The sequence below is a fragment of the Bradyrhizobium ontarionense genome (genome assembly GCF_021088345.1).
GTDB lineage: Bacteria > Pseudomonadota > Alphaproteobacteria > Rhizobiales > Xanthobacteraceae > Bradyrhizobium > Bradyrhizobium ontarionense.
In genome coordinates, this window is sequence record NZ_CP088156.1 from 7,900,121 (window position 1) to 7,926,920 (window position 26,800).

The window sequence follows — 26,800 nt, forward strand, 5'->3', positions numbered from 1 at the left end:
TGAAGCTGCACTTCTCTCCGGAGTAGTTTGAGGCGGGGTGGGAGGCCGTCACATGACACATGACGCGTTGTTGTCGCGCGATCGCATGGCGCCGCGGCTGACGTTTGCCCTGGTCATGTTGGCGATGCTGGCAACCAGCGGCAGCGCCGTCGCACGGAATGACAAGACCGACGATGAGACGGGCGAGCCGGCACCGTCCGGCATCGCCAACGTCTATATCGACTTCCGAACCAACTATGCCTATGTGCCCGGCGGGGCCCTGTCGACAGGCCTCGGCGACACGTCGCTGTTCGGAGCGCTGTCGGAGATCGCGACCTTGCGGAAATTGCTCGATCGCCCGGTCCTGCCCGGGCGGCCGCAATTGTCGGCTCCGACCAACCAGGGCATCGGCGTCGACGTTCCGCTCACGGTCGATCTCGGCGACTCGCTGTCGCTGTATGGCGGCTTCACCGGCAGCACGTCCTACAACGGCCTGTCCGGATGGTCCGACGTCGCGGTGACCAGCTGGTTCCTCGGCTTCCAGGCCGATGTCTATCAGCAGAACGGCGGCGTGTTTCCAACCCTGACGCTGCAGTCGACATTGACCCGGTCGGTGCCAGACGCGCCATTGGCGACCACCTCGGTGAACACGGTCGTCGAGGCCAAATACGCGCTCGACCCGGATGAGACGCGAGGCTGGCTCGCCGGCGTTCAATATACCCATGTCGAGGTCGACTCGGCTCTCGCGCGGGTCGGGAGCACGACGGCCGGCTATGTCGGCGGCTTCTATCAGTGGGACAACAATTGGAAGGTCTCCGCGCGAGCAGGCATCCAGTCCTTCGGCGGCGCGCAGCTGCTCGCCGTCACGCCGCTCGCGTCCTACACGCAGCCGCTGATCAGGCTGGATCTCGATCGCATGGACGACGACGACAACCGCCTGTTCGGCGTCACGGCGCAGATCGCCTGGGCGCCGAAGCCGGTCTATCAGCTGACCGTGAGGACTCCGCTCTACGCGATCAAGAACTGATGGCTGATCGAAGGTCTGCGCCGTGCTCCGTCAACGCATGCTGACGAACTTGCCCCATAGACCTGCGAGCACCGCTCCCGTGATCATGTAGTGCGGCTTGTCGCAGAACAGGCTGCCATATTGGCAGACGTCCGCACCGACCGATCCGAGCTGATGCTGGCCGGCGGCGAAGAACAACGCAGACAAGACGGCCAGGACGATGGCAACGGCGTACATCAGAAAACATCCTCCCTTCGCCACGCGATCCCCGTCCATGTCGCGCGGGACCAGGACCGGCCGTCGTTGCGCTTGACACGTCGGGCAAATCAGGTGCATTTTGGCACCATCGAAGAAATCATAGAGCCCGCGCCGAGAACTCGGCAGCGGGCTTTTTGTTTGCGCGGGCAGGAACTGGAGCGGCGGTTATCGAACTCGCAAAACCTGACGGCCGCATTTCGATCAAATTTGACACGTCGGGCAAATCACCGGCATGATGGCATTGTCGGTTTTTCAGAAACGGATGATGATGCGAGCCCGCGGCTGATCGCCCCGCGGGCATTGTTTTACGTCATGCAGTCTGTTGCCGAGCGCGCTAGCGCGGGCTCTTCGATCATCGGACGTCATCGTCTCGCAGCGCGTGCCCAAGGACGCAATCGCGCTCACGACAATCTGGATATTGGCCGGCCCGCGCGAACGGGTCGGACCGCGGACGTGGCGACCGTCGCCACGCCCGCCGCGGCCCCTCGATGTGAGGGATAGGGTTCGCGCCCGAAACGATCGCGTTGGCCGCGATCTGCCGCGCATTTTTTTAATTTCTCATCAGGAGAAGATGATGACCGCCTATCTGATCTCGCTTGCCTTGCTCGGTCTCGTGATCGTCGCTGCCGCCGATGCGCTGGCGTGATCGCGCCACTTGACCTCACAGTCAATCATTCCGGAAGCCGCCATGTCGAAATCGATCACTGAGCTGCGGGCGGATTTCCAGCATCTGCGGCGATGGCGAAAAAGCGTCGAGCAAGCTCAGAGCTACACCTTCAAGGCGGTCATCACCGTCATTGCCACCGGTCTCGTCGGCGCGATCTGGCTTGGCATCAAAGTCGTACTCGGGAGGTGATCCCGTGGCAAACCGGATCATGCGGCGGGAACATCGCTTTCGCATAAGGGAGGTGGACGCATGCGAGCCCGACGTGCTCGACACGCTGAAGGAGCTTCACACGCAGACATTTCTCGATCGCGCGCCTTTTCCTGATTTTGAAGCCGGCCATTGGTGGATCGCGACCGAGCTGGGACAGCCGGTCGCATTCGCCGGGATGGTCGCGTCGACCATGGCCACTGGTACAGGCTATCTCTCCAGGGTCGGTGTTCTGAGGGAGCACTGCGGACACGGTCTTCAGCGACGGTTTATGCGCGCGGTCGAGCAGCGCGGGCGCCGGTCCGGATTGTATTGCATCGTTTCGGATACGACCGGCAATGTCGTCTCTGCAAACAACTTCATCCGCTGCGGATATGTCTTGTTCCAACCACGCCGACCGTGGGCTTGGGCAAGCTCCCTCTATTGGCGCAAGATGATTCGTTGCTGATTTCGGCGACCCGACATCGCGCATGTGGTATGCGGTTGCGATGCAACAGAACAAGTGCCCGACGGCATCGGCCGTCGGGCTTTTTTTGTAGCCGCGGTTGAGCTAACCAGGAGGTCAGCCGAGGCTGGCGGCAAGGCCGGCCGAAGTCACGGCGAAAGATCGCTTGAGACGATTGACGCGAGGGAAGGAACCTTCGGCATGGCTGTAGACCTGCCAGATCGTGCGTCGCGGCCGCACGACGCGCCCGCGGCGCTGGCGGGATTGGTGGTGATCGACTTCACGCGCGTAGTCGCAGGACCTGCGTGTACGCAGACGCTGGGCGACTTCGGCGCCGAGGTCATCAAGATCGAACAGCCGGTGACGGGGGATGATACCCGTGCGTATGAGCATGCAGAACGCGCCGGCGAAAGTGCTGCTTTCCTCAGCTTGAATCGCAATAAGCGCGGAATGGTGTTGGATCTCACGGTTCCGCAAGCCCAGGACATCGCGCGTGCGCTGATCGCCAAGGCCGATGTGGTCGTGGAGAACTTTTCGTCCGCCGTCATGGAGAAGTTTGGGCTGGACTATTACTCGGTATCGAAGTCCAATCCGGGACTGATCTATTGCTCCATCTCGGCCTATGGCCGGACAGGTCCTTTCGCGTGGCGATCCGGCTTCGACCCGATTACGCAGGCCGAAAGCGGTTTCATGTCGCTCAATGGTTTTGCCGACGGTCCACCGGTGCGGACTGGTCCGCCAATCGTGGACCTGGCAACCGGTATGTCGGCCTGCAATGCCATTCTGCTGGCTCTCGCGGCCCGTCAGCGGTTCGGCCGCGGGCAGCACGTCGAGGTCGCTCTCTTTGACGTCGCTTTGGCGATGACGACCTTCTTTGGAACGGCCTACCTGATGAATGGGGTCAATCCGACGCGAACGGGCAATTCGCCGAACGAGTCGCCGACGGTGGGCGTCTACGAAGCGTCCGACGGTCCGCTTTATGTGGCCTGCGCGAATGATCGTCTTTACCGCCGGCTGGTCACAGAGGTTCTTGATCGGCCGGATCTCTTGAGCGATCCTCGCTTAGCTACGCGCAAGGCAAGATGGTCCAACCGGGCCACGTTGCGCAGCATCATTGCCGACATCATTGCGACTGATCGGGTAGAGGCCTGGATTTCCCGGATGAACCGAGCCGGCGTCCCGGTTGGTCGCGTGCGAACCGTCGAGCAGGCCTTCAACGCACCCGAGGTCCGTGCGCGAGGACGAATCTGTCGCATTCCGCATGCGGCGGCCGGCTGGATACCGAACATCGAGACGGCGATAACGATGCAGACGACGCCGGCTGTCGAGCCCAAGGCTGCGCCGCGTCTCGGCGAGCACACGATCGCGGTTCTGCGCGAGAAGTTGGGCTACGATGAAAAAGACATCGACGCGCTGCGCGTGGCGGGCGTCTTTGGAGGCGACGAGCCGCTCGAAAAGATCTAGTGGCCCAACCTAGTGGCCCGACTCCGACATTCGCATCAGTCGCCGAAAGCTCGCTTACAAATGCCAGATCCGTCACGCTCGTAACGCAACTGTGACCCGGTCACCAGCATCCCCTCGCTGCAAATATTCGTAGCGAGCAGGTCGGCAGGTATTCGTGCGTTGCGCGCCAGAGGAATCCGATCTCCTGAACGGCGGCCTGTCCCCGTTCAGCCCGCTCTTAAATCAGCTGGCCTTTGCCATATCATCGTCTTCAGGGGAGTTCAGATACATGCCGGACATGGTGTCCACCCAGCACAAATGATCATGAACCTTCTTGACCCCGTCCACGTTTTCGGCGGCGACAACCGTCGCCTGCCGCGACCGTTCTTCGGTGATGACGCCGCTCAGATGAACGATGCCATCCTTGACGATGACCGACAGTCCGAACGGGCACCAGTCGTTCTTCTCGAGGGTGTCGATGACGCGGTTGCGGATGTGATCATCGTCGGCGGTCGGATCCGGCACCTGGCGCGCCAGCGTTGCAACGGCCTGCAGCAGGTTCGCCCGTGATACGATGCCGACCACTTGGTCTCCCGTGACCACCGGCAAGCGCTTGACGTGGTTCTTTTCCATCAGTTCCACGATCTCGGCCAGCGCCGCGTCCTCGGTGATCGTCAGCGGAGACTTGGTCATCACCTCGGCCACTTTGCGTCCATGCTCGTGAACGAAGTCGGAGGCGGACTTGCCCGGTCCAAGGATGAAGCGCAGCCAGCGGCCGCGCTTGCGCCCGGTGCCGATTTCGGAGCGGCGGATGAAGTCGCCTTCGGAGACGACGCCGACGAGCTTGCCGGCGGAATCGACGACGGGAAGGCCGCTGACATGACGCTGAAGCATGAGGTTGGCAGCTTCCACGATCGATGTCTCGGGTGTGACGGTAATGACGGGACGGGTCATGATCTGATGGGCGCGCATGGCGAACTCCGCTATCGAGGTTGGCAAATCCTAACCGGCGGGCGTGGCTGGAGGTTGACCCAGGTCAAACGGGCGCCGATGCATCATTGATGCAGCTCAAGGACGAGGCGTGGACGCTGAGCTAGGGAATATCAGATCCAGCAGGAGGGGAGGTACCCATGTCCGAGCTCTCCGGGGCGAATGCCGTCGCCGAAGAAACGGCCAAGATATCCGAGCGTGTCGCGTTGTCCAACAAGCATGCCGTCGAGCTGCTGGTCGGCTCTCAGCAGATCGTGTTGGAGGAACTGCTCTTTGCGAGCAACGAGATGCTCGATCGTGCACGAACGGAAACGCATCTGTTCGCCGAATTCGTCTCGAAGCTGGCCGCCGTCCACTCGGTCAAGGGCGTCCAGGTCATGGTCGAGGAATGTGGACGGCATCAGCTCGACTTTGTCAGGCGGGATTGCGACCGGCTGTTCAAGCATGGGCAGCGCCTGATCGATGCCAGTGTGAATCTCGTGGGGCAGCGGTGGCGAAACTGAGAAGTACGGGTGCCTCGAGCAAGGCCGAACGCAGGTGTGCGCGTCGCGGCGAAGCGGGACAGCCGGGAATGAACCCGATGGTTTCGGCAGTGACCGAGGCATTAGCATCGTCGATCATGCCGGCCGCTTCACAGGAGAAGCCGGCCATACGCGAAGTCGATGACGGCTCCGATGCGTTCCGACCCGACGATCACGAGCTCGACAAGGCGTTCAGTGCCATGCTGGCGCGCATGACCGGGGGAATTTCGCCAGCGGCGCTGTCGATGGCGTATCTGGATTGGGCATGCCATCTTGCGGCTGCGCCGCAGCGTCAGATAGAGATCGCGCACAATGCATGGCATGCGATGCGGCTGGTCGCCGAGCGGTCGTTGCATTTTTCTGATCCGAGGCGCGGCGCGTGGGACCTGATCAAACCTCAGGCCGCCGACCACCGTTTTTCCAAGCCGCAATGGGCGACTCAGCCGTTCAATCTGTTTGCGCAGGCGTTCCTGCTGGGGGAGGAGTGGTGGCACAACGCTACGACCGGAATCCGCGGGGTCGACCCGGCCAATGAGGCCGTGGTCGATTTCTCGATTCGTCAGCTGCTCGATATGTTCGCGCCGTCGAACTTCGCTGCGACCAACCCGGAGGTCCTGGAAAGGACCTTTCAGAGCGGTGGTGAGAATCTCGCTTTCGGCTGGCAGAACTGGCTTGCCGATCTGATGCAGGTGCTGCGGCCCGGGACGCCATCGAGTGGTGACGCCAAATTCGTGGTCGGCGAAACGGTGGCGACGGCACCGGGCCGGATCGTGTTTCGCAACCGGCTGATCGAGCTCATCCAGTATGCTCCGACGACCGAGAAGGTGCGGCCCGAACCGCTCCTGATCGTGCCGGCGTGGATCATGAAGTACTACATCCTGGACCTGTCGCCACACAATTCGCTGGTGCGGTATCTGACCGACCAGGGCTTCACGGTTTTCATGATCTCGTGGCGAAACCCCGGGGCGGAGGATCGCGACCTCGCTTTTGACGATTACCGCTCGCTTGGGGTGATGACCGCGCTGGACACGATCGGAAAAATCGTTCCGGACCGGCCGATCCACGCGGCCGGCTATTGTCTCGGAGGCACGCTGCTTTCGATCACGGCGGCGGCCATGGCGCGCGACGGTGACGAGCGGCTCAAGACTATCACGCTGTTTGCGGCCCAGACGGACTTCACCGAGGCCGGCGAGCTGACGCTCTTCATCAACGAAAGCCAGGTCGCGTTCCTCGAAGACATGATGTGGGAGCGCGGATATCTCGACACGACGCAGATGGCCGGAGCGTTTCAGCTGCTGCGATCCAATGATCTGATCTGGTCACGGGTCTCGCGCGACTATCTGCTCGGCGAACGCGCGCACGCCAGCGATCTGATGGCGTGGAACGCAGACGCGACGCGGCTGCCGTACCGCATGCATTCGGAATATCTGCGCAAGCTGTTCCTGAACAATGATCTCGCCGAGGGACGCTACCGGGTCGACGGCAAGCCGATCGTCTTGTCGGATATCCACACGCCGATGTTCGTCGTCGGGACCTTGCGCGATCATGTCGCGCCGTGGAAATCGACCTACAAGGTCCACTACGAGGTCGATGCCGATGTCACTTTCGTGCTTGCGAGTGGCGGGCACAATGCCGGCATCGTGGCCCCACCGGGTGAACAGGGGCATTCGCATCAGGTCCGCACCAAAGGCGCGGATGCGCCTTATCTCGGGCCCGATGAGTGGCAGCAGGTGTCGCCGCGCGTCGAGGGATCGTGGTGGCCAGCCTGGATCGGTTGGCTCGAGCGGCAGTCGGGAACGCCTGTCGACCCGCCGCAGCTTGGGATCGGAAATGCGGATGATCTCGGGAATGCTCCAGGAGACTACGTTCATACGTGACGTCAGGTTGAAGTGCGTCGTCGCTTCAGGTGAAGTGCGTCGTCGCTTGATGACGCGCACCCTTGATCGAGATCAGGGGCTCGTCGGCAGCAACGACAAGCTTCGGGCCAAGGTTGTTTCCGGCGTTCCGGATGCATCAACCTGCGTCCACGTCAGCGGGCCGATCTCGTAGTCCTCCTGCCGAAGGGCGACGCTCTCCGTTGCATCGGAAGCGTCGTTCGACCGATCGCGAACGCGGGCTTGCCGGATGCGCAGGTCTGCCACGAGAAAAAGCCCGACGAGAGGGATCTTCAAACGCTTTGCCAAGTCATCGATCGCAGCGCGTTCATCGTCACGCGAAAAGACGGCGTCGACGATCACCGTGAAACCCTGAGCAAGCACGCGCTCCGCCTGTTTGGCGAGTTCCTGGTAGACCTGTAAGCTGGAGTCGGGCGTATAGGCCGCGGCGGGGAGCCGCTCGGTTTCTTGGACGCCGAACAGATGCTTGCGCAGCACATCGCTTCGCAGCACGACCGCGCCGGGTGGAGGGCCCAGGAGCGGAGCGAGCGCGCGGGCAAGCGCGGATTTTCCCGTCCCGGACAGGCCGCCGACTGCGATCATCATCGGTGTGGCCGGCCGGATCAGGCGACGGGCGAGTTGGAAGTAGCTTTCGGCAATCTCGAGCGTGGCAGAGCGATCTCCGTCGTCGCGGTCGAGCCTTGCAAGAAAGACTTGGGCGCGGATGGCCGCCCGGATCGTCATGAACAGGGGTAACGTGGCCAATCCGCCGGTCTGGTCGTTCACCGCGGTCGAGAAATAGCGGTTCAAGAGATGGTTGGCGGCGAACGGTTGCTCGAAGTGCAGCAGATCCATCAGCGGAAAGGCGAGATCATAAAGGACGTCGATCGTGGCTATTCGCTCATCGAACTCGATGGCATCGAACAGCACGGGCTTGTCCTGGATCACAACGATGTTGGCCAGATGGAGGTCGCCGTGGCAGCGCCGGACGTAGCCGTCACGTGCGCGCTGCTCGAGCCGCGGTCTCAGCTGCGAGAACGCCGCGTGGCACAGCGTGCGGAGTTCATTGACGTCCTCTTCCACAAATCGTTGGCTGCCTCGAAAACTCGCGGCGAATGCGTCGATCCAAGCCGGTATCGACTCGATCCATGCGCTGGTCGAGGCCCGAGGTGCGACCGCGTGAGACGCGCTGATGGAGTCCGCCAGGAGCTCCGGCAGCCCAGCGCTCAGGTGACCTCGTGCTGCAAGATGGTCGAGAGTCTGGCTGTCATCGAACCGGCGCATCTCGACAGCATATTCGATTGGGCTGCCGGGACCGTCGATATCGAGCGATCCATCCGGCGCCTTCGTAATTGCGGCCACGCGCAGGTAGATGTCGGGGGCAAACGGTCGATTGATCTCGATCTCTTTCGTGCACGCCGCCTTCCGCAATGCCAGCGTCGAATAATCGAGAAATGGAAGACGAACGGCGCGCTTGATCTTGAGGGCACGATCGCCGAACAGGAATACGGAAGCCGCATGCGTGTCGATGCGGCGCACGTTTGGACGACGCGTCGGGTCGCCCAGAAACGAGAAGACGAGGTCCTGATCGGATAACGTTGCCATGAGCTGCAGGTCCTGTGCTGCTCTAAACGTCAGGCACAAGAACGGCTGCGCCGAGAATGTCGCCTCGCTTCAGCCGGGCGAGGACGTGGTTTGCGTCCGATAGAGGATAAGGGGTTGTGTGGGTGTGAATTCGGACTTCCCTGGCAATACGCAGGAAGTCGAGCCCGTCCTGCCGGGTGAGATTGGCCACCGAGACGAGGTGGCGCTCTCCCCAGAGGAGGGAATATGGGAAGCTTGGAATGTCGCTCATGTGGATGCCTGCGCAGACGACCCGGCCGCCCTTTCGGACAGCTCGTAGAGCTGCGGGGACAAGTTCGCCGGCGGGGGCATAGATGATCGCGGCATCCAGAGCGACGTCAGGTCGCTGCTCCGATCCGCCGGCCCATGTTGCGCCAAGTTCGTGCGCGAGATCTTGCGCGGCGCGATCATGCTCCCGTGTGAACGCATAGATCTGGCGCCCTTGCCAACGGGCGACCTGGGCAACGATGTGGCCTGCCGCGCCAAATCCGTAAATGCCGAGCCGTTGAGCATCGCCGGCCATAACCAGGGATCGCCAGCCGATCAGCCCGGCACATAGCAACGGTGCCGTGGCGATATCATCTTCCAGGCCTTCAAGTGGAAATGCATAGCGGGCATCCGCGATTGCGAGAGTTGCATAGCCGCCGTTGCGTGTGTAGCCGGTAAAGGCCGGCTCATCACAAAGATTTTCCATCCCGTGCGTGCAGAACCCGCAGTGGCCGCATGTGTGCCCCAGCCACGGAATTCCGACGCGTTCGCCGGGCCGGTGCGTCGTCACGCCGGGACCGATCAGGTCCACATGACCGACGATCTCGTGCCCGGGGATGATCGGATACCGGATGTCGGAGAGCTCGCCGTCGCACAAATGCAGGTCGGTACGGCACACGCCGCATGCGCTGACGCGGACGCGGATCTCGCCAGGGCCGGGCTCGGGGTCCGCAAGAATTTCGGAGCTAAGGGATGCTCCAGGCTTGCGCAACACCATCGCGTGCATCGGAGAGCCTCCCAAACGACGTTATGAAGCGGCATTAAGACAGTCCGGTCAGCGGCCATTTGATGTCCATCAAGGACCGAGGCGGATATCGTATCCTACCAAAAGCGGAGGCGCCAAGCGAGGGCAGGGACGGAGCAATGTCAATCCGTCGTTATGCTGGGGTGATAAGTCGCGCTAGACCCGCGGCGAATTAGAACTAAGATCGCCGCGTAGAACTCACGGCCTTCGGCCGGCTGATGCAGGACGTTCAAATGTCGACCTATCGATTGCGGAACCTGCTCCTGCCACGATCGATCGCTCTGATCGGAGGGAGTCCTCGATCAAACTCGGTGGGAAAAGCCATTCTCGACAACATCGTGAAGGCGCGGTTCGAGGGCAAGCTCGGTCTGATCAATTCGCGGTATCCCGAGATCTCCAACATTGCCGCTGTGAGCAGTCTCGCCGATCTGCCGTTCGTGCCAGAACTGGTCGTGATCACGACGCCTCCGCAGTCCATTCCAGATCTGGTCGATCGCGCCGGCGCCTTGGGGACAGCAGGCGCGCTGATCATCACGTCCGGTCTTGGACATGGCCCGGGATCGCTTGCCGACCAAACCGAGAAGGCCGCGCAGAAATACGGCATGCGGCTCGTCGGCCCAAACTGCCTGGGCATCATGATGCCCACCATCAAGCTCAATGCGAGCTTCTCGGCGCATATGCCGTGCGCCGGCAGCTTGGCGCTCATCTCGCAGTCGGGCGCAATCGCTGCCGGCATGGTGGATTGGGCGGCCCAGCGCGGAGTCGGGTTCTCCGGGATTGTCTCGATCGGCGATCAGCTGGACGTCGATCTCGCCGATCTCCTGGATCATTTCGCGCTGGATGGCGGGACGCGTGCCATTCTGCTGTACATCGAGGCCGTCAAGGACGCCCGCAAGTTCATGTCTGCGGCTCGAGCGGCGGCAAGGGTCAAGCCGGTCGTGGTGGTGAAGTCGGGCCGCGGCGCTGTCGGAGCGAGAGCTGCGGCGACGCACACCGGCGCGTTGGCGGGAGCGGACGCGGTCTATGAAGCTGCCTTTCGCCGTGCCGGCGTTCTGCGGGTCTCCGATCTGCGCGAGCTGTTCGACTGCGCAGAGACTTTGGGACGGGTGGAGTCGCCGACGGGCAAGAGGCTTGCCATTCTCACCAATGGTGGTGGAATCGGAGTGCTCGCCGTGGACCGCCTGGTCGAACTCGGAGGTCTGGCGGCAACGCTTTCGCCAGCCGTGCGCGACAAGCTCGACGCCATCCTGCCGCCGACCTGGTCCGGATCCAACCCCGTCGACATCGTCGGCGATGCGGATGCGGCGCGCTATACCTCCTCGCTCGAAGCGCTGCTGGCGGATCAAGCCAACGATGCGATTCTGGTGATGAACGTTCAGACCGCGATTGCATCCGCGAGCGACATTGCCACCGCGGTTACCCAGTTAGTCAGTGCCTACCGGAAACAACATCGCCGGTGGGCGAAGCCGGTTCTGGCGGCCTGGATCGGTGCGGAGCAGCCGGTCGTGGAAACACTGAGTAGCGCGGGGATTCCAAACTACCCGACCGAGGACGATGCCGTCCGCGGCTTCATGCACCTGGTGCGCCATCGTGAGGTGGTCGAATCGCTCGCGGCGGTCCCGCCTGCGATGCCAAGCACCTTTGCGCCTGATGTCGAATCAGCTCGCAACATCGTCGCATCGGCGCTGGCGGACGGGCGAACCTGGCTCGATCCGGTCGAAATCAGCCGATTGCTGGAGGCCTACGACATCGCGATGGTGCCGACGTTCGCCGCCTCGACCATCGATGAAGCGGTCGGTTATTCAAATCAGCTGTTTGCCCAGGGCGCGACCGTCGTGCTCAAGATCCTCTCGCGCGACATCGTCCACAAGTCCGATGTGGGCGGCGTCGTCCTCAATCTGACCACGGCGGAGGCGGTTCGCAACGCGGCGAATGAGATCATCGCTCGTGCCAAGGTGCTTCGGCCGGAGGCGCGGATTTCCGGTGTCATCGTGCAGGCGATGATCGTGCGCGCCAAGGCGCGCGAGCTCATCATGGGTATCGCGGATGATCCGACGTTCGGGACTGTGGTCGTATTTGGTCGAGGCGGCACGGCTGTCGAGATCATCAACGACAGGGCGCTGGGGTTGCCTCCGCTTGATCTCCATTTGGCGCGCAATCTGATCGAGCGTACGCGTGTCTCACGGTTGCTGCGCGCGTACCGCGATGTTCCGGCGGTCAAGCCGGACGCGGTCGCGATGGTTCTGGTCAAGCTTGCGCAGCTCGCTGCTGACATTCCCGAGGTTCGCGAACTCGACATCAATCCCCTGCTCGCAGACGAGAGTGGAGTCATGGCCGTCGATGCGCGGGTCGCCGTTGGGAAGGTTCCGCCAAAATTCAAGGGATCAGGGCCGTCGAACTTTGCAGTCCGCCCGTATCCGACCCAATGGGAGCGTCATCTCCAGGTGAAGGATGGATGGCGCATCTTTGCGCGACCGATCCGGCCCGAGGACGAGCCGATCATCCATGAGTTTCTCAAGCATGTGACTGCCGAGGATCTGCGGCTGCGCTTTTTCGCGCCGATGAAGGAGTTTACGCACGAGTTCATCGCCCGATTGACGCAGCTCGACTATGCGCGTGCGATGGCGTTCGTGGCACTCGACGAGACCACGAACGAAATGGTCGGCGTCGTGAGGATCCACTCCGACTCGATCTATGAGAGCGGAGAATATGCAATCCTGCTGCGGTCGGACCTGAAAGGCCGAGGCCTTGGCTGGGCGTTGATGCAGCTGATCATCGAATATGCGAAGGCGGAAGGCCTCAAGATGATTTCCGGCGACGTGCTGCAGGAAAATATCGTCATGCTGGAAATGTGCAGAAGTCTCGGTTTCGAGGTCAAAACTGACCCGACGGAGCGCGATCTGTGCAACGTCAAGCTGCGACTATCGTGATCGGGGGCTCGTCAAGGTGACGGCGCGCCTTCCGTCGGCGAGTTCGCAGACGTGGTGTCGGGGGTGTCGTGCGAACGCAGATTCCTGATGATTATCGTTGCGAGCGGAATGATGAGAAGGGGAATGAGATTGTTCAGAGGATGGTTGATCACGCTCGAAACCCGGGATTGCAAGGATCGTGCTTCGATTTGTAGTGCGTCCATCGACGATGAATGGATTTCATTCGCCAGCTCGAGTTCGCGACCGGATGGGTTTCGGGCTGCGAAGGCAAGCAGGATAGCAGCGATTCCGAAGTTGCTGGCGCCGAGCGCTGCAGCCGCCACGACCGCAGACGTGACCTGCACCAATGCAAGATAGGCCGCCAGCTCGAACATCAGAAGGCCAAATACGGCAATCAGCGCCGCAAAAGCACGCAGTCCGAGCCCGACGAGCAGGTGCCGAAGCCTGATGTCGGCGATCACCCGGTCCGTACGCCAAAGCAGGCGCACATGCTTAATGACATTGTCAGTATCCACTTAAGTTCTCCTGAATAGGAGGCCAACGACGATACCAAGCGCAAATGCCGAGGCCGTCGCCATGATCGGATGTGCCCGGACCAGCTGCTTCGGATGAAAGTCGGCCTCGGTCAGAGCTGCGCCCAGAGCCTCGATCGTCGTATAGAGCGAGACGGCAGCCGGTTGAGCGTGGGAACTCGATTGCCCCGCCTCGCCGGCCATCCGCAGCAGCCGGCCTAGCTCCCGCGTCACACGGTCCAGCTCATGATTAAGTGTTGTCGAGTCGATGGCCATGTTTTGCCCTATGGTCGATTGAACTGTAGAACACAGCCCCGATGGAAGCTTGATTTCGCTCAACCGTTCGCGCCGAGCCGTTGACACAGATCAAGCGAGGCAGATTGGCGCGATTTAGGAACGGGTAGGCCTCGACATGCCATGTGACGGAGATATCCAATTGCGGACCCATCCAGGTCTGACCGCCGAAGCAACGGGAGAGCTGCTAGAACTCCGTCCTAGCGGGCCCTGGATTTCCCTCAACGTGGCAGAGCTCGAAAATTTAACGGGTTCAGTCGGCGCTGAGGTCGGCCACGCGAGGACAGTGAAGCTCGATCTCGGCGCCGTCAGCGAGATCGATACGGTCGGTGCCTGGTTGCTGGAAAAGCTGACCCGTCGGGCTGCCGCGGACGGCCGCCCGGTCGAGATGACCGGTGTCGCGGAGCATTACGCCGGACTCGTCGAAGAGGTTCGACAGGTCAATCGGCGAGCGATAACGCCGGCGCCAAAGCAGAACCCCGCTGTGGCCAAGCTCTCCGATCTCGGCCGCTCGACGTTTGGTGCCGCCCAGGACGTCGCCGTCTTTCTGGATATGATTGCCGCGCTGTCGTTTGCGCTGTTGCGGGCGCTGCGTCGGCCGGGATCGTTGCGTATCACATCGTTGGTATATCAGATGTACCGCATTGGGTGGCAAGCCATCCCGATCGTGGTGTTGATCACGTTCTTGATTGGAGCAATCATCGCCCAGCAGGGAATCTTTCATTTTCGACGCTTCGGCGCCGAGTCGTATGTCGTCGACATGGTGGGAATTCTGGTGCTGCGCGAGCTCGGCGTCCTGATCGTCGCGATCATGGTAGCGGGGCGATCTGGAAGCGCATATACGGCCGAAATTGGGTCAATGAAGATGCGCGAGGAGATCGATGCGCTCTCGACGATGGGGCTCGATCCGGTCGAGGTTCTGATTTTGCCTCGGATCGTCGCTTTGATCCTGACTTTGCCGATCTTGGCTTTTATCGGCTCGATGGCGGCACTGTATGGTGGAGGGCTGGTTGCTCAGCTCTATGGAGGCATGGGGCCGGCGATCTTCATCGCACGGCTGCACGAGGCGGTTTCAGTCACGCATTTCGAAGTGGGGATGTGGAAGGCGCCATTCATGGCGTTGGTGATCGGCGTCGTTGCGTGCAGCGAAGGACTTCGCGTCAAGGGCAGTGCCGAGTCGCTGGGCCAGCAGACGACGACGTCGGTCGTAAAGTCCATCTTTCTCGTCATCGTGCTCGATGGTCTGTTCGCCGTGTTCTTTGCGTCCATTGGAATGTAGCAATGGATGATATCGGGTTATCCAGCGCCATCCGTGTCACCGATCTGGTTGTCGGATTCGGTCGGCAGATTGTCCTCAACGGATTGTGCTTGGAAGTTCGCCGCGGTGAGATTCTAGGGCTGGTCGGGGCGTCCGGTGGTGGAAAATCCGTCCTGATGCGGACGATCATTGGTCTCATCCCGAGGCGAAGCGGGACGATCGAGGTCATGGGGACACCGGTCGGCGGCGCAGGAGAGCGTGCCACGCAGAATGCGGCGGCCCGCTGGGGCATTTTGTTTCAGCAGGGCGCGCTGTTCTCGTCACTGACAGTCAAGCAGAATGTCCAGTTTCCGCTGCGCGAGAATCGCCAGATGTCGCAGGAGCTGATGGACGAGATCGCGACCGCAAAGCTCGAGATGGTCGGCCTGCGGGCGGAGGATGGCGACAAATTTCCGGCCGAACTGTCTGGCGGCATGACGAAGCGCGCTGCGCTGGCGCGGGCCCTCGCGCTCGATCCAGCGATCGTGTTTCTCGACGAGCCGACGTCCGGCCTCGATCCGATCTCCGCCGGTGATTTCGACGTCCTGATCAAGACCCTTCAGCGGACGCTGGGACTGACCGTCTTCATGGTGACGCACGACCTGGCCAGCCTCAATACGGTCTGCGACCGGGTCGCTGCATTGGCCGACGGCAAGATTGTCGCAATTGGCCCGATGAGCGATCTGCTTCGATCAGAACATCCCTGGGTCAAGGCCTACTTCCATGGCAAGCGATCGCAGATGCTGCAACCAAAAGCGAGTTGAGAGATGGAAACGCGTGCGCCATTCGCGGTGATCGGCGGCTTTGTGATGGCGGCCATCGTCGCGGTCTTCGGCTTCGTCTACTGGCTCAACAATACCGGCGGACTCGGGCCGCGCGCGACCTATCACGTACAATTCGAGGGCTCTGTGCCCGGCCTCCTGGTTGGTGCTGCGGTTTTGTTCAACGGAATTCGGGTCGGCGAGGTGACTGACCTCGGTTTGGCGCCCGAGAATCCGCGCCGGGTCAATGCAACGATCTCCGTCGCGTCGGCGACCCCCGTGCGTTCAGACACCAAGGTTGGCCTGGAATTCCAGGGGTTGACGGGTGTGCCAGTGATCGCGCTCGAGGGCGGCGCATCGACCGTCGGGTCGGGCCCGGTATCGACCTTGATGGCAGAGCCGGGCGCGGGACAGAGCATGACGCAGGCGGCTCGCGATGCCTTGCGGCGCGTTGACGCGGTGCTTGCGGAAAACGCCGGACCGCTGAAGGATACGATTGCCAATCTCAAGACGTTCTCGGACGGTCTGGCTCGGAATACCGGAAAGCTCGATGGGATCGTCGCGGGGCTGGAGAAGTTGACGGGCGGCGGTGCGCCGGTACAGAAGGTCACCTATGATCTGACGGCACCACGAAATCCCGGGCCGGTAAACAAGACCATCAAGGGCCAGCTCGCCATTCCCGAGCCGACGGCCGTCGCGATGCTGCAGACCCAGCGCATGCTGTTTTCGCCGGCAAAGGAATATCCGGGGTTTGGCGATTTCTTGTGGGCAGACAGCATTCCGAAACTGCTTCAGTCCCGGCTGATCGATACGTTCGAAAACTACGACGTTGCTCATGCTCCGCTGCGAACTTCGGATATCGGCCAGCCGGAATTTCAGTTGCTGATCGACGTCCGGCGCTTCCGGATCGCCACAGATGGCGGAGCTCGGGTGGAAATCGGATTGTCGGCCCGTCTGGTCGACAAGGCCGGAAAGGTCATCGCGTCGCGGCTGTTTGACGACAGCCAGCAGCTTGTTCAAGTCGATCCAACTGATTCCGTCGCAGCCTTCGATCAAGCCTTCGGCCGGGTTGCGACGTCGATTTTGACATGGACCTTACAAGCACTCTAGCTCGATGCGCCCATCGACTGAACGAGCCTATTCCAGGCTCTTCAGATAGGACAGCAGGTCGTGGATCTGCGCCGGCGCAAGTTCGAATTGCGGCATCGCTGGGTGACCAGTGACAATTCCCTCGGCGAGCGCCTCGCCCAGTGTTTCGATCGGATAATGCAAGTGCAGGGTTCGAAAGGGAGGGGCCGGCTTGAAAGGACTTTCTCCGGCCCGGCCGATCGCGTGACAGCGCGCACAATTCGCCTTGGCGTAGGCACGCCCGCGCTGTTCCGGCGTCGATGCAGCATAGGACGGCAGGGTCATCGATACCGTCACAAGAAGGCAGAAAACAAATCGCTGCATGCATTAGGTCCATCGGCGCGGGACATTTTACCGTCACGATAGGGCCACGATTGCTCGCTCGTTTGATTTGAATCAACCGGAACTTCGAGCATCCGTTAGAATGCAACCATCCTCCTTGCGCTTGGCCCAGCGGAGCCCTGTATGAAGACGCCTCTTGTCGCAGTCGATTTCCACGGCCAGGCCTGCGCCGATTGTGCAGTGCGGGGATTCAGTGTCTGTGCATCGCTAGACCAGTTCGAGATGCGCGAATTCGAGCAGCTGAGCCGCCGGGCGCATTTTGCGACCTGCGAGACGGTTTTCGCGCAAGAAGATACATCTTCATGTTTCTACAATCTGCTCGACGGGGTGATGCGGCTTTACAAGCTGCTGCCCGACGGTCGAAGGCAGATCGTCGGTTTCGTCCTGCCTGGTGATTTCGTCGGCATGACCACCGAAGAACGACACGGGTTTTCCGCTGATGCAATCGGCCCCGTAACCGTCTGCCAGTTCGCGAAGGTGCCGTTTACCCGTTTCGCCGAAGACAAGCCTAATCTCTTGCGCCGGATGAACGAACTGGCTGTCCAGGAGCTCAATCAGGCGCGAGACCACATGGTTCTGCTGGGTCGCCGGTCGGCCGAGGAAAAGGTCGCGACCTTCCTCATCGGTTGGAGGGACCGGTTGCTCGAACTTCGGGGGCCTTCCAGCATCGTGCCCCTGCCGATGAGCCGGCAGGACATCGCCGATTATCTCGGCCTCACCATCGAGACGGTCAGCCGAACGTTCACGAAGCTCGAGCGGGAAGGAATCATCGCCATACTTCAGGGAGGCGTCTCACTGCGGGATTCGGCGCGCGCTGAAGCACTGGCTGCCGCCTGACGCTCACGCAAGTCGAGGCTCGGACTAGCATTTGATCTGGGTCAAAGACTGCCGCACAGCCGTTGGGGAACAATGTCTCAAACTCTAATGGGGAGAGAGACATGCCGTTTGATGCCATGGTGGTCAGCTTTGCGGTGGTGGGGGTTTTCGTTGTGTTTGCCGGCGTTCTGCTTTGGGCGGACTCGCAGACGAAGCATCGCGTCTGAGCCCGAGGGCGGCGAAGCCGAAAGGCCTCTGCGACGAGCATTCTGCGACTAGCATCGGGCCCACCGACCCTCGGAAGGGGGAGTGTTGATTCTCGGCGACGACGGGCCTTGAAATAAACGGCTGTTCTGGACCGGCGGAAACGCCCGGAGGGCTTTCGCCTTCCGGCGGTAAAATTCGTTCCCTCGGGTGCATTTCAGCGGACGGCTGACGCCGTACGAACACCAGCTAAACCATTGTTGCGTGTGCAGCTTTGGATTTGATGTTTGCATCACTGACCCGCCGGGCAAGCGATGCAAGCCTCAAATCCGCTGCATGAGCGTTTTTCTTATCCTATTGGTCTTCGCGGTATTTTCCTGGACAATCTGCCGATCTGCCGTATTCCGAAGCGGAGCGGAAATCGAGGGATCGGCGGTCGCGAGGCCGAGGGAACGTCTTTGCCGGAGCCTGTAGGCGTGGCCGTGGTCCCTTGACATCCGTGGGGCCGGGTCATCGGCTTTCGACATCTCCCTTGGCCGGCGGGATATGACGCCTGGGAGATGCAGCGTGACTGAGGAGAAGAAGGCGAGTGGCCGGTCGTCTACCAGCGGCAAGCTGTCGGTGCTCCGGCAGCATCCCATTTTTTGCGAACTCGAATCCGATGCACTTGATCAGCTCTGCCGCTACGCCAAGCCCACTTCGCTGAAGCGTGGGGCAACCATTTTCTCAAAGGGCGATCCCGGCTCGTGCCTGTACGCCGTCATCAACGGGACCGTCAAAATCAGCGTTTCGTCGCCCGACGGTCGCAACGCGATCCTGAACCTGATCAGTGCGGGCGAAATCTTCGGCGAAGTCGCCGTGCTCGACGGCAGAGAACGAACTGCTGATGCGACGGCGAACACGAACTGCGAGATTCTGGTCATCGATCGCCGCGAGTTCCTGCCTTTCGTAAAGAGCCAGCCCGTGCTCGCAATGAAGTTCATCGAGCTGCTTTGCGATCGGCTGCGCTGGACCAGCGATCAGGTCGAGCAGGTCATCCTGCAGGATCTTCCCCGGCGGCTCGCCAGCGCTCTGCTTGGCCTGACCGAGAAGCGCAAGCTCGACCCGGCAAGCCGCACCATTGCCATCACCCAGCAGGAGATCAGCGAGATGGTGGGCATGACGCGGGAGAGCATCAACAAGCAGTTGCGTGCCTGGGCCGCGCGTGACTGGGTTCGCCTCGAGCATGGCGCAATCGTGCTCCTGAATCCGGAGCCGCTACGCGGACTGACCGAGGCCAGCCACGACGACGACGAGTAAGCATTCACGCCGCGCTCGGCTATCCGATCTTCGCCGTTCGTGTCGACGTCGCAGACGATGGCCTCGACGACGATCAGATGCATCCGCTTTCGTCGCGATCGGTCGACAGCGCGTGCGCTGCCGGGACGAAACGGATTGCCCTCGCTCGGGCCGCGATGCGTCGTGCCGAGGGCGTCAGTGCAAGATCTGGCGCGGCAGCCAGAGCGAAATTTCCGGGATGTAGGTCACGGCCATCAGCACGGCAAACATGACCGCATAGAAGGGCCAGATCTTGCGCATGACCTGCTCGATCGAGACCTTGCCGACGGCGCAGCCGACGAACAGAATTGCGCCGACGGGAGGATGACACAGACCGATGCCGAGATTGAGCAGCATGATCATGCCGAAATGAACCGGATCGACGCCGAAATTCTGCATGACGGGAAGCAGGATGGGCGTGGCGATCAGGATCGAAGGTGCCATGTCAACCAGTGTTCCGAGCAGCAGCAGCAGCACGTTGATCAGGAACAGAATGACGTATTTGTTGCTCGAGATCGACAGGAAGAATTGCGTCATCTTCGCCGGCATCTGCGTGAGCGCCATGATGTAGCCGACTGCGGAGGCGCAGGCGATCAGGGTCATGACCATCGCGACCGTGCGCAGCGTCCGGTGCAGCAGCAACGGAAGGTCGCGCCATCGATAGTCGCGATAGATGAACATCGTCACGAAGAAGGCCCAAATGCAGGCGACCGCGCCGGCTTCGATAGCTGTGAAAATGCCTCCGAGAATGCCGCCGAGGATGATCACGAGTGTGATGAGGCCCCACGCAGCATCGATCGTGATCTTCACCGCATCCTTGGCGGGCACGATCTGGCCGTGGGGGTGGCCTTCGCGGTAGGCGATCACAATACAGAGCAGGATCAGGGAAAAGCCGAGCAGCAGGCCCGGAAATACGCCCGCCATGAACAGTGCGCTGATCGAAATCGTGCCGCCGGTTGCGAGAGAATAGAGAACGGCATTGTGACTTGGTGGAACGAGCAGCGCCTGGACCGATGAGCTGATGGTGAGATTAGTGGCGAACACGCGCGGATAGCCGTTTCGCTCCATCTGCGGGATCATCACCGAGCCGATTGCGGATGTGTCGGCGACCGCCGAACCGGAGATGCCGCTTAAAAAGGTGGTTGCCAGCACGTTCACGATCGAGAGGCCGCCGCGCAGGCGGGTCAGGCCAACCAGCACGTCGGCGAAGGCGACGAGCCGCTTGGCCATGCCACCCTCCGCCATGATGGCCCCGGCAAGCACGAAGAAGGGAATCGTCAGCATGGCGACTTTGCTGACTCCATCCGAGATCTTCAGCATGACGGCTTCCAGCGGTATGCCGACCGAGAGCGCACCGGCGATTGCGGCGAGTGCCAGGGAATAGGCGATGGGCATCCCGATCAGGAAGCACACCAGCATTGTCGCGAGCAGGATAAAGATGTCCATCGGTCTGACTCGGCTGGCTGACTTACTCGAACGAATCGGTGTCGTGGTGGGGGATGGGATCGGGCGGCGCACCGATGAAGAGCCGTTCGATGATGAACAGCAGCAGGCAAAGGCCGCCGACCGGAATCGGCAGATAGGTGACGCCGACCGAAAGGAATGGGAAATCCCCGATCGTGTTGTTCCAGGTGACCTCGACCAGCCTTGCGCCCCAGACGATCATGAAGATCGCGATGAGGGCCATCAGCAATTGCACGAGGACATCGAGAGCCTTCCTCACGGAGGGGGGCGTCTGGTTGGCAAAATAGGCCAGGCTCATGTGTAGATTGAGCCTGTAGCCGGCGGCCGCGCCGATGAACGTGAGAAGAATGGTCAGTAGAACGGCCATCGGTTCGGGCCAGGAGGCGGCGCTGTTCAGAACGTAGCGGGTGAAGACCGCATAGGGGATGACGGCTGAGATCAGCACCAGCGCTGTCACGCCGACGATGACGCAGGCCAGATAAAGCCCGTCCATCGCCCGGCGATAGAGTCCGGCCATGGTAAACCTCCTGATTGCCCGAACCGGGTGCGCGGTCGTTACGCGATCTCTTGAATGCGCTTGATCATCTCTTGGTACTTCGGCCCGTATTTGTCCCAGACCGGCTTCACCGCCCTCTGGAACGGCGTCTTGTCGGCAATCTCTATGATCTCACAACCGGCGGCTTTGGCCTTCTCCATCGCCTCCCGCTCATAGGCTTTCCAGAGCTCGCGCTCCTCCATCTGCGCTTCGCGCGCGAACTTCTTGACGAGGGTCTGATCGTCGGTCGAGAGGTTCGCCCATGATCGCTTTGAAAAGACGAGCACTTCCGGAATCACGAGATGCTGTGTCAGCGAGTAGTACTTTGCGGCCGTATAGTGATTGCTGAAGACGTAGCTGGGTGGATTGTTTTCGGCTCCGTCGATCACGCCGGTCTGCAGAGCGCTGAAGACCTGATCGTAGCCCATCGCAACGCCGTTTCCGCCGAGCGCGTTCATCATGTCGATGAAGATTGGATTGCCGATGACGCGGATCTTCAGGCCCTTGACGTCATCGATCGTCCTGATCGGCTTCTTGGTGTTGTAGATGCTCCTCGCGCCGGAGTTCATCCAGCAGAGGGCGACGAGATTCGCGCTCGGATTGGCACTGACACGGTCGAGCAGATCCTGGCCGATCGGGCCGTCCATCATCTTTTCGGAATGTTCGATGCTCTTGAACAGGAACGGCATGTTGACGACGTTCACGTCGTCGACGATCGGGCCGAGCGCACCGGCGCTAACGCGCAGCATCTGGATCGCCCCGATCTGGGTCTGTTCGATGGTCTCCTTCTCACCGCCGAGCTGCGCGGAAGGATACATCTGGATCGTCAGCCGGCCATTGGTCGCCGCTGCGAGCTTCTTGCCGAGGTTTTCCGTCGCCGCGACCGTCGGGTAGCCGGGCGGCTGCACGTCGGACGCCTTGAACACCGCCTTCGATTGCGCGAGCGCGGCTGAGAGAGGCGGCAGCGTTGTCGCTCCGGCAAGGCCTGCAGTCAATTTGATGAAATCGCGTCTCTTCATGGCGTCCCTCCCACGGACTTTTGCCTGATCGTCGAACCGCAGTCGGATGCCGCGGTCACATTTGCTGGGTTGGTTGGTCGAAATATTCTGGATTGAGGGTCTGAATTTCAGAGATGTCGTCGAGTAATCGTTCCAGATGACTTGCCATGGCGGCGCGAGCGCGATCCGGATCGTGCCGTTCGATTGCCGCCAGGATCGGCTCATGTTCGGCGATGACTTCCGCCATCCGCCCGATCTGAGGCAGGGTGAGGCGTCGATAGCGATCGACGTGAACCTTCACTTGCAGGATCAGCTTCCATATTCCAGGATAGCCGGCAACCTCGGCGATACCCGCATGAAACCTCTCGTCCGCCTGGTGAAAGGCTTCGCGATCCTTCGCAGCGCACGCTTCGCGCTGGCGTTCGAGCGTTGCGTGCAGATTCAGGAGTTGGCTGGACGTCGCGTGCTCGGCTGCCATCCGCGCGGTGGTCTCCTCAAGAGATCTGCGGATGATGATCGTCTCGGGGAGCGTCGCGACTGGAATACGCGAGACGAAGATGCCGGACTGAGGGAAGATCTCGACCAGCCCTTCATCCGAAAGCTTCAGGATAGCTTCGCGGACTGGCGTCCGGCTGACGCCGTAGGCTGTTGCGATCTGCGCCTCCGAGATCGGCTCGCCCGGCCGGCGTACCAGAGAGACCAGCTCGGCCCTGAGATCCGTGTAGATGCGCGAGGCTGCTGTCGCGCCGCGTGGCCGACCATTGCGGCGCATGCGAGCGACCACAGGACGTGGCGCTGGCGCCAATTTCCTTGGAGCACGGCTGGGCATCTGCGTTTCCTCAACTAATATATTAATATACGAATCTGCTTTGGCAACAGAAAATCCCGATTGCCCGACGCATCATCATGTTGCGCTGCGAAGCGTCAGAATCGGTCAAACCTGAGGGGCGGGCAGCTCGGACGCGAGGGATGGGAAGCACGAAGGACAGAGTGCGATGTGCGGCCTGGACCTCACCTCATCCGCGCCGCTGCTTTCGGATCTCACTCTGTAGCCGCGCTGGTTAGGGGTGATAGGCCTTCGGCGGTTCGAAGAATGGACCAGGCGGAGTTGGCGCTGCCGGGTTAATCCCTGACCAACCGGGCGGTCTTCACCCAGGCGGTTCCTTTTGGCGTGGACTGAATGCGCACGAATCTTGTTCATGCGAATGCCTCGCGAATGCTCTCGGCTGTCGTGGTCTTTGGTGCTACCAATCGAGTCATGAACCAGCAGCCGCGTGTCAAAATCCGTCACTCCACCTGTCCTCACGATTGCCCGTCAGCCTGCGCGCTCGATGTCGAGGTCCTCGACGACACGACGATTGGCCGCGTGCGCGGCTCGAAGCGGCAGACCTATACGGCTGGTGTGGTCTGCGCCAAGGTCGCGCGCTATGCTGAGCGGATTCATCATCCCGAACGTCTGATGCATCCGATGCGTCGGGTTGGCATCAAAGGCTCGGGGCAGTTCGCGCGGATCTCCTGGGACGAGGCGCTCGATGAAATCGCCGCGCGCTTTCTGCAAGCAGAGCGCGACTTTGGCGCTCAGTCGGTCTGGCCCTATTACTACGCCGGCACGATGGGCCTCGTGATGCGAGACGGCCTCAACCGTCTCACCCATGTGAAGAAGTATTCGCGGTTCTACTCGACGATCTGCGCAAACGTGGGACGGGTCGGTTTCGCGATCGGCACCGGCAAGATCGCCGGCGTTGATCCTCGCGAGATGGCGCTCTCTGATCTGATTGTGATCTGGGGCACGAACCCGGTAAATACGCAGGTCAATGTCATGACCCATGCCGCGCGCGCCCGCAAGGAGCGCGGCGCCAAGATCGCTGCGGTCGACGTCTACGACAATGAGACGATGAAGCAGGCGGACATCAAGATCATCCTGCGTCCCGGTACCGACGGGGCATTCGCCTGCAGTGTGATGCACGTCCTGTTTCGCGATGGCTATGCCGATCGCGATTACATGGCGAAGTACACCGACAGTCCCGGCGCGCTCGAGGCTCATCTTGAGACACGAACGCCGGAGTGGGCCTCGCAGATATCCGGGGTTCCTGTCGCCGAGATCGAGGCCTTTGCGAAACTGGTCGGAGAGACCAAGCGAACCTTCTTCCGTCTCGGCTATGGCTTCACGCGCAGCCGGAATGGCGCGACGCAGATGCACGCGGCGTCCTGCATTCCGGCGGTGACCGGCGCCTGGCAGTACGAAGGAGGCGGAGCCTTCTTCAATAACGCTGCGCTTTGGCACTTCGACGAATCGATCATCGAAGGCCATGACGCGATCGATCACTCCACCCGCTTTCTCGATCAATCCCAGATCGGACGCATTCTGACCGGAGATCGCGAGGCGCTGTGCGCCGGTCCGCCGGTCAAGGCCATGCTGATCCAGAACACCAATCCGATGACCGTGGCGCCGGAGCAGGATCTCGTCCGCCAGGGCTTTGCGCGCGAGGATCTGTTCGTTGCGGTCCATGAGCAGTTCATGACCGAGACTGCGAAGATGGCAGATATCGTGCTGCCCGCCACGATGTTCATGGAGCACGACGACCTCTATTACGGTGGTGGTCATCAGCATATTTCCGTCGGTCCGAAGCTGATCGATCCGCCCGGCGAGTGCCGCTCCAATCACGAGGTGCTGCAAGGCTTGGCGCGCCGGCTTCGGGCCGTGCACCCGGGCTTCGAGATGACGCCGCGTGAGCTGATCGATGCCACGCTGAAGAAGAGCGGCCACGGCGACATCGCGGCGCTCGAGGCCGATGTCTGGCGCGACCTGCAGCCGGATTTCCGCACCTCGCATTATCTCGACGGCTTCGCGCACAAGGACGGCAAATTCCACTTCAAGGCCGACTGGGCTCATCCGCCGTTCGGGCGGGTGATGGGCAATCCCGAGCGCATGCCGTCGCTGCCGGACCATTGGGCGGTGACCGAAGAGGTTGACCAGCAGCATCCGTTCCGGCTTGCAACCAGCCCTGCGCGCTCTTTCCTCAACACCTCCTTCAACGAGACGCCATCGTCGCAGGCGCGGGAAGGCGCGCCCTCGGTGATGATCCATCCGCTCGATGCGGCCTCGCTGGGCATTGCGGACGGTGAGGCTGTCATGCTCGGGAATGAGCGCGGCCAGACCTCGCTGACAGCCCGGCTGTTCGACGGAGTCCGGCGTGGCGTGCTGATCGCCGAATCGATCCATCCCAATGCTGCCCATATCGGCGGCCGCGGCATAAATTCCCTCACGGCCGCGGATACCGTCGCACCGATCGGTGGCGCTGCCTTTCACGACAACAAGGTCTGGCTGCGCAAAGCGGCGGGTTGACCTCGGTCGGTAGGGGTTCTTCCAAAAATAGAACGTAAATACAACGGGTTGCTGGACGTCGGCGCGTGCCGCCGACGGCTGGTAAGGCCTTGTTTACGCGATCGCCCCCTAGCTCTGAATTCTCTTGAGCGACGCTCATTTTTGGGCTATGTATTTTGAGCGTTGCTCAAAATGAGGATTGATCCATGCAGGCTCTCAGTTTCCGCGGTCCGCAACTTTTCGCTGCCGATGCCCATGCGTTGCTGAACGGTTTGGCGCTTGCAGCGTCTCACCTTGTGACGGCGCGCGTTGAGCGCATCGCCAACGCCTGTGACGTTGCCGGTCTCCTGGCGGCTCGACGAACACGGCGGCTTGCCGGAGAGAAGCTCTTTCGCGCCGCTCATCGCGAAGGGCGCCGGCTCCGCCGCGGCGGGCTGTTGGGCTGCTTTCACTACTTGAGCGATCTGACCTGATGACAGCTCAAATCTCCTAGTCGTGTGCAACAAAGCGGTCACCATGTCCTCACATCCCATGCCTTCTGTGCAGCGGCCCTCGCTCTCGATAAGCCTTTTGCATATGACCTTTGCGGTACTCTTCGTGCTCGTCGGCCGCGGCATCGTTGCGTTGCTGCTCGACTGGCCGCTGCGGGGTGGACTTGCAGCGGGGCACATTGCGCTGGTGTGGTCGTCCTTCACGCCGGCCGACACGATGACGCTACTCTCGCGAAGTTCTTCGCGGGGGGCGAACGACAGATCGATGAGTCGTCGCGCATAAGAGGGGTCTCGCGCGGCACAGGTTCCCATTTCAGCACCAAGCTTCAAGATCCTTGCGGCCAAACAGCCGCAGCACATC

At 61.4% G+C, this 26,800-nt stretch carries 25 protein-coding genes; 13 read left to right on the plus strand and 12 right to left on the minus strand.

The genetic code is table 11. The features are described from left to right. Positions 1-85 precede the first annotated feature (85 nt). Positions 86-1,006 (plus strand): hypothetical protein, encoded by a 921-nt coding sequence (locus LQG66_RS34740; RefSeq protein WP_425601374.1) that lies wholly within the window; start codon positions 86-88, stop codon positions 1,004-1,006. Positions 1,007-1,036: 30 nt separating this feature from the next. Here the strand turns inward: LQG66_RS34740 and LQG66_RS34745 are convergent, their stop codons facing one another. Further along, positions 1,037-1,222 (minus strand): hypothetical protein, encoded by a 186-nt coding sequence (locus LQG66_RS34745; RefSeq protein ID WP_231320335.1) that lies wholly within the window; start codon positions 1,220-1,222, stop codon positions 1,037-1,039. A gap of 709 nt (positions 1,223-1,931) precedes the next feature. Between LQG66_RS34745 and LQG66_RS34750 the strand changes: the two genes are divergently transcribed. From LQG66_RS34750 to LQG66_RS34760, 3 genes are all read left to right on the plus strand, one after another. After that, entirely contained in the window at positions 1,932-2,099 is a 168-nt protein-coding gene (locus LQG66_RS34750; RefSeq protein ID WP_231328090.1) for a hypothetical protein, read from the plus strand. 19 nt (positions 2,100-2,118) lie between these two features. Beyond that, entirely contained in the window at positions 2,119-2,565 is a 447-nt protein-coding gene (locus LQG66_RS34755) for a GNAT family N-acetyltransferase (protein WP_425601375.1), read from the plus strand. A 198-nt stretch (positions 2,566-2,763) separates the two neighbouring features. Then, positions 2,764-4,026, plus strand: a complete 1,263-nt coding sequence (locus LQG66_RS34760) for a CaiB/BaiF CoA transferase family protein (protein WP_231320339.1) — start codon at positions 2,764-2,766, stop codon at positions 4,024-4,026. 222 nt (positions 4,027-4,248) lie between these two features. Here the strand turns inward: LQG66_RS34760 and LQG66_RS34765 are convergent, their stop codons facing one another. Next, the gene (locus LQG66_RS34765) at positions 4,249-4,977 is read right to left on the minus strand and encodes a CBS domain-containing protein (protein ID WP_231320341.1); all 729 of its coding nucleotides are present in this window, start codon (positions 4,975-4,977) and stop codon (positions 4,249-4,251) included. A 158-nt stretch (positions 4,978-5,135) separates the two neighbouring features. Between LQG66_RS34765 and LQG66_RS34770 the strand changes: the two genes are divergently transcribed. Both LQG66_RS34770 and LQG66_RS34775 read left to right on the plus strand, forming a co-directional pair. Next, positions 5,136-5,498: a hypothetical protein gene (locus LQG66_RS34770; RefSeq protein WP_231320343.1), complete on the plus strand. Its 363-nt coding sequence runs from the start codon at positions 5,136-5,138 to the stop codon at positions 5,496-5,498. Between the two features lie 218 nt (positions 5,499-5,716). Continuing rightward, positions 5,717-7,393 carry a PHA/PHB synthase family protein gene (locus LQG66_RS34775; protein ID WP_231328062.1) on the plus strand — a complete coding sequence of 559 codons (1,677 nt, stop codon included), beginning with the start codon at positions 5,717-5,719 and terminating at the stop codon, positions 7,391-7,393. A gap of 72 nt (positions 7,394-7,465) precedes the next feature. Here LQG66_RS34775 and LQG66_RS34780 read toward each other — a convergent pair whose 3' ends face one another. Then, positions 7,466-8,995 (minus strand): bifunctional aminoglycoside phosphotransferase/ATP-binding protein, encoded by a 1,530-nt coding sequence (locus tag LQG66_RS34780; RefSeq protein WP_231320345.1) that lies wholly within the window; start codon positions 8,993-8,995, stop codon positions 7,466-7,468. A gap of 22 nt (positions 8,996-9,017) precedes the next feature. Continuing rightward, on the minus strand, positions 9,018-10,007 hold the full coding sequence (locus tag LQG66_RS34785; RefSeq protein WP_231320347.1) for a zinc-dependent alcohol dehydrogenase family protein: 990 nt from the start codon (positions 10,005-10,007) through the stop codon (positions 9,018-9,020). A 251-nt stretch (positions 10,008-10,258) separates the two neighbouring features. Between LQG66_RS34785 and LQG66_RS34790 the strand changes: the two genes are divergently transcribed. Further along, positions 10,259-12,955 carry a bifunctional acetate--CoA ligase family protein/GNAT family N-acetyltransferase gene (locus LQG66_RS34790; RefSeq protein WP_231320349.1) on the plus strand — a complete coding sequence of 899 codons (2,697 nt, stop codon included), beginning with the start codon at positions 10,259-10,261 and terminating at the stop codon, positions 12,953-12,955. 11 nt (positions 12,956-12,966) lie between these two features. On the opposite strand, the gene LQG66_RS34795 is transcribed toward LQG66_RS34790, so the two are convergent. Both LQG66_RS34795 and LQG66_RS34800 read right to left on the minus strand, forming a co-directional pair. Then, complete coding sequence (locus tag LQG66_RS34795) at positions 12,967-13,470, minus strand: phage holin family protein (RefSeq protein ID WP_231320351.1); 504 nt, start codon at positions 13,468-13,470, stop codon at positions 12,967-12,969. Continuing rightward, positions 13,471-13,743, minus strand: coding sequence for a hypothetical protein (locus LQG66_RS34800; protein ID WP_231320353.1), 273 nt, complete (start codon positions 13,741-13,743; stop codon positions 13,471-13,473). Between the two features lie 160 nt (positions 13,744-13,903). Here LQG66_RS34800 and LQG66_RS34805 point away from each other — a divergent pair, with 160 nt between their 5' ends. Genes LQG66_RS34805 through LQG66_RS34815 form a run of 3 tightly spaced genes read left to right on the plus strand, consistent with a single transcriptional unit; the run spans position 13,904 to position 16,929 of the window. Continuing rightward, a complete protein-coding gene (locus LQG66_RS34805; RefSeq protein ID WP_231320355.1) occupies positions 13,904-15,040 on the plus strand; it encodes an ABC transporter permease in 1,137 nt (378 codons plus the stop codon). A 2-nt stretch (positions 15,041-15,042) separates the two neighbouring features. Further along, on the plus strand, positions 15,043-15,822 hold the full coding sequence (locus LQG66_RS34810; RefSeq protein WP_231320357.1) for an ABC transporter ATP-binding protein: 780 nt from the start codon (positions 15,043-15,045) through the stop codon (positions 15,820-15,822). 3 nt (positions 15,823-15,825) lie between these two features. After that, a complete protein-coding gene (locus LQG66_RS34815) occupies positions 15,826-16,929 on the plus strand; it encodes an ABC-type transport auxiliary lipoprotein family protein (protein ID WP_231320359.1) in 1,104 nt (367 codons plus the stop codon). A gap of 27 nt (positions 16,930-16,956) precedes the next feature. Here the strand turns inward: LQG66_RS34815 and LQG66_RS34820 are convergent, their stop codons facing one another. Then, complete coding sequence (locus LQG66_RS34820; RefSeq protein WP_231320367.1) at positions 16,957-17,271, minus strand: c-type cytochrome; 315 nt, start codon at positions 17,269-17,271, stop codon at positions 16,957-16,959. A gap of 141 nt (positions 17,272-17,412) precedes the next feature. Here LQG66_RS34820 and LQG66_RS34825 point away from each other — a divergent pair, with 141 nt between their 5' ends. After that, positions 17,413-18,126: a helix-turn-helix domain-containing protein gene (locus LQG66_RS34825; RefSeq protein ID WP_231320369.1), complete on the plus strand. Its 714-nt coding sequence runs from the start codon at positions 17,413-17,415 to the stop codon at positions 18,124-18,126. A 750-nt stretch (positions 18,127-18,876) separates the two neighbouring features. Further along, a complete protein-coding gene (locus LQG66_RS34830; RefSeq protein ID WP_231320371.1) occupies positions 18,877-19,608 on the plus strand; it encodes a Crp/Fnr family transcriptional regulator in 732 nt (243 codons plus the stop codon). A 174-nt stretch (positions 19,609-19,782) separates the two neighbouring features. Here LQG66_RS34830 and LQG66_RS34835 read toward each other — a convergent pair whose 3' ends face one another. From LQG66_RS34835 to LQG66_RS34850, 4 genes are read right to left on the minus strand one after another with little or no spacing between them, the layout of a single operon-like run. Further along, positions 19,783-21,072 carry a TRAP transporter large permease gene (locus LQG66_RS34835; protein ID WP_231320374.1) on the minus strand — a complete coding sequence of 430 codons (1,290 nt, stop codon included), beginning with the start codon at positions 21,070-21,072 and terminating at the stop codon, positions 19,783-19,785. 22 nt (positions 21,073-21,094) lie between these two features. Next, positions 21,095-21,607, minus strand: coding sequence for a TRAP transporter small permease (locus LQG66_RS34840; protein WP_231320382.1), 513 nt, complete (start codon positions 21,605-21,607; stop codon positions 21,095-21,097). Between the two features lie 38 nt (positions 21,608-21,645). After that, complete coding sequence (locus tag LQG66_RS34845; protein ID WP_231320384.1) at positions 21,646-22,644, minus strand: TRAP transporter substrate-binding protein; 999 nt, start codon at positions 22,642-22,644, stop codon at positions 21,646-21,648. A 55-nt stretch (positions 22,645-22,699) separates the two neighbouring features. After that, on the minus strand, positions 22,700-23,395 hold the full coding sequence (locus LQG66_RS34850; protein ID WP_231320386.1) for a GntR family transcriptional regulator: 696 nt from the start codon (positions 23,393-23,395) through the stop codon (positions 22,700-22,702). Positions 23,396-23,881: 486 nt separating this feature from the next. Here LQG66_RS34850 and LQG66_RS34855 point away from each other — a divergent pair, with 486 nt between their 5' ends. Continuing rightward, entirely contained in the window at positions 23,882-25,969 is a 2,088-nt protein-coding gene (locus LQG66_RS34855) for a molybdopterin oxidoreductase family protein (protein ID WP_231320388.1), read from the plus strand. 146 nt (positions 25,970-26,115) lie between these two features. Here LQG66_RS34855 and LQG66_RS34860 read toward each other — a convergent pair whose 3' ends face one another. Beyond that, a complete protein-coding gene (locus LQG66_RS34860) occupies positions 26,116-26,466 on the minus strand; it encodes a hypothetical protein (protein ID WP_231320390.1) in 351 nt (116 codons plus the stop codon). Positions 26,467-26,800: the final 334 nt, after the last annotated feature.

What these genes read in the sequence shown, in the direction of transcription:
- LQG66_RS34740 (WP_425601374.1), top strand. Translation starts at nt 86, where the DNA reads ATGGCGCCGCGGCTGACGTTTGCCCTGGTCATGTTGGCGATGCTGGCA.
- LQG66_RS34745 (WP_231320335.1), bottom strand. Translation starts at nt 1,222, where the DNA reads ATGTACGCCGTTGCCATCGTCCTGGCCGTCTTGTCTGCGTTGTTCTTC.
- LQG66_RS34750 (WP_231328090.1), top strand. Translation starts at nt 1,932, where the DNA reads ATGTCGAAATCGATCACTGAGCTGCGGGCGGATTTCCAGCATCTGCGG.
- LQG66_RS34755 (WP_425601375.1), top strand. Translation starts at nt 2,119, where the DNA reads ATGCGGCGGGAACATCGCTTTCGCATAAGGGAGGTGGACGCATGCGAG.
- LQG66_RS34760 (WP_231320339.1), top strand. Translation starts at nt 2,764, where the DNA reads ATGGCTGTAGACCTGCCAGATCGTGCGTCGCGGCCGCACGACGCGCCC.
- LQG66_RS34765 (WP_231320341.1), bottom strand. Translation starts at nt 4,977, where the DNA reads ATGCGCGCCCATCAGATCATGACCCGTCCCGTCATTACCGTCACACCC.
- LQG66_RS34770 (WP_231320343.1), top strand. Translation starts at nt 5,136, where the DNA reads ATGTCCGAGCTCTCCGGGGCGAATGCCGTCGCCGAAGAAACGGCCAAG.
- LQG66_RS34775 (WP_231328062.1), top strand. Translation starts at nt 5,717, where the DNA reads ATGCTGGCGCGCATGACCGGGGGAATTTCGCCAGCGGCGCTGTCGATG.
- LQG66_RS34780 (WP_231320345.1), bottom strand. Translation starts at nt 8,995, where the DNA reads ATGGCAACGTTATCCGATCAGGACCTCGTCTTCTCGTTTCTGGGCGAC.
- LQG66_RS34785 (WP_231320347.1), bottom strand. Translation starts at nt 10,007, where the DNA reads ATGCACGCGATGGTGTTGCGCAAGCCTGGAGCATCCCTTAGCTCCGAA.
- LQG66_RS34790 (WP_231320349.1), top strand. Translation starts at nt 10,259, where the DNA reads ATGTCGACCTATCGATTGCGGAACCTGCTCCTGCCACGATCGATCGCT.
- LQG66_RS34800 (WP_231320353.1), bottom strand. Translation starts at nt 13,743, where the DNA reads ATGGCCATCGACTCGACAACACTTAATCATGAGCTGGACCGTGTGACG.
- LQG66_RS34810 (WP_231320357.1), top strand. Translation starts at nt 15,043, where the DNA reads ATGGATGATATCGGGTTATCCAGCGCCATCCGTGTCACCGATCTGGTT.
- LQG66_RS34815 (WP_231320359.1), top strand. Translation starts at nt 15,826, where the DNA reads ATGGAAACGCGTGCGCCATTCGCGGTGATCGGCGGCTTTGTGATGGCG.
- LQG66_RS34820 (WP_231320367.1), bottom strand. Translation starts at nt 17,271, where the DNA reads ATGCAGCGATTTGTTTTCTGCCTTCTTGTGACGGTATCGATGACCCTG.
- LQG66_RS34825 (WP_231320369.1), top strand. Translation starts at nt 17,413, where the DNA reads ATGAAGACGCCTCTTGTCGCAGTCGATTTCCACGGCCAGGCCTGCGCC.
- LQG66_RS34835 (WP_231320374.1), bottom strand. Translation starts at nt 21,072, where the DNA reads ATGGACATCTTTATCCTGCTCGCGACAATGCTGGTGTGCTTCCTGATC.
- LQG66_RS34840 (WP_231320382.1), bottom strand. Translation starts at nt 21,607, where the DNA reads ATGGCCGGACTCTATCGCCGGGCGATGGACGGGCTTTATCTGGCCTGC.
- LQG66_RS34845 (WP_231320384.1), bottom strand. Translation starts at nt 22,644, where the DNA reads ATGAAGAGACGCGATTTCATCAAATTGACTGCAGGCCTTGCCGGAGCG.
- LQG66_RS34850 (WP_231320386.1), bottom strand. Translation starts at nt 23,395, where the DNA reads ATGCGCCGCAATGGTCGGCCACGCGGCGCGACAGCAGCCTCGCGCATC.
- LQG66_RS34855 (WP_231320388.1), top strand. Translation starts at nt 23,882, where the DNA reads ATGAACCAGCAGCCGCGTGTCAAAATCCGTCACTCCACCTGTCCTCAC.
- LQG66_RS34860 (WP_231320390.1), bottom strand. Translation starts at nt 26,466, where the DNA reads ATGGTGACCGCTTTGTTGCACACGACTAGGAGATTTGAGCTGTCATCA.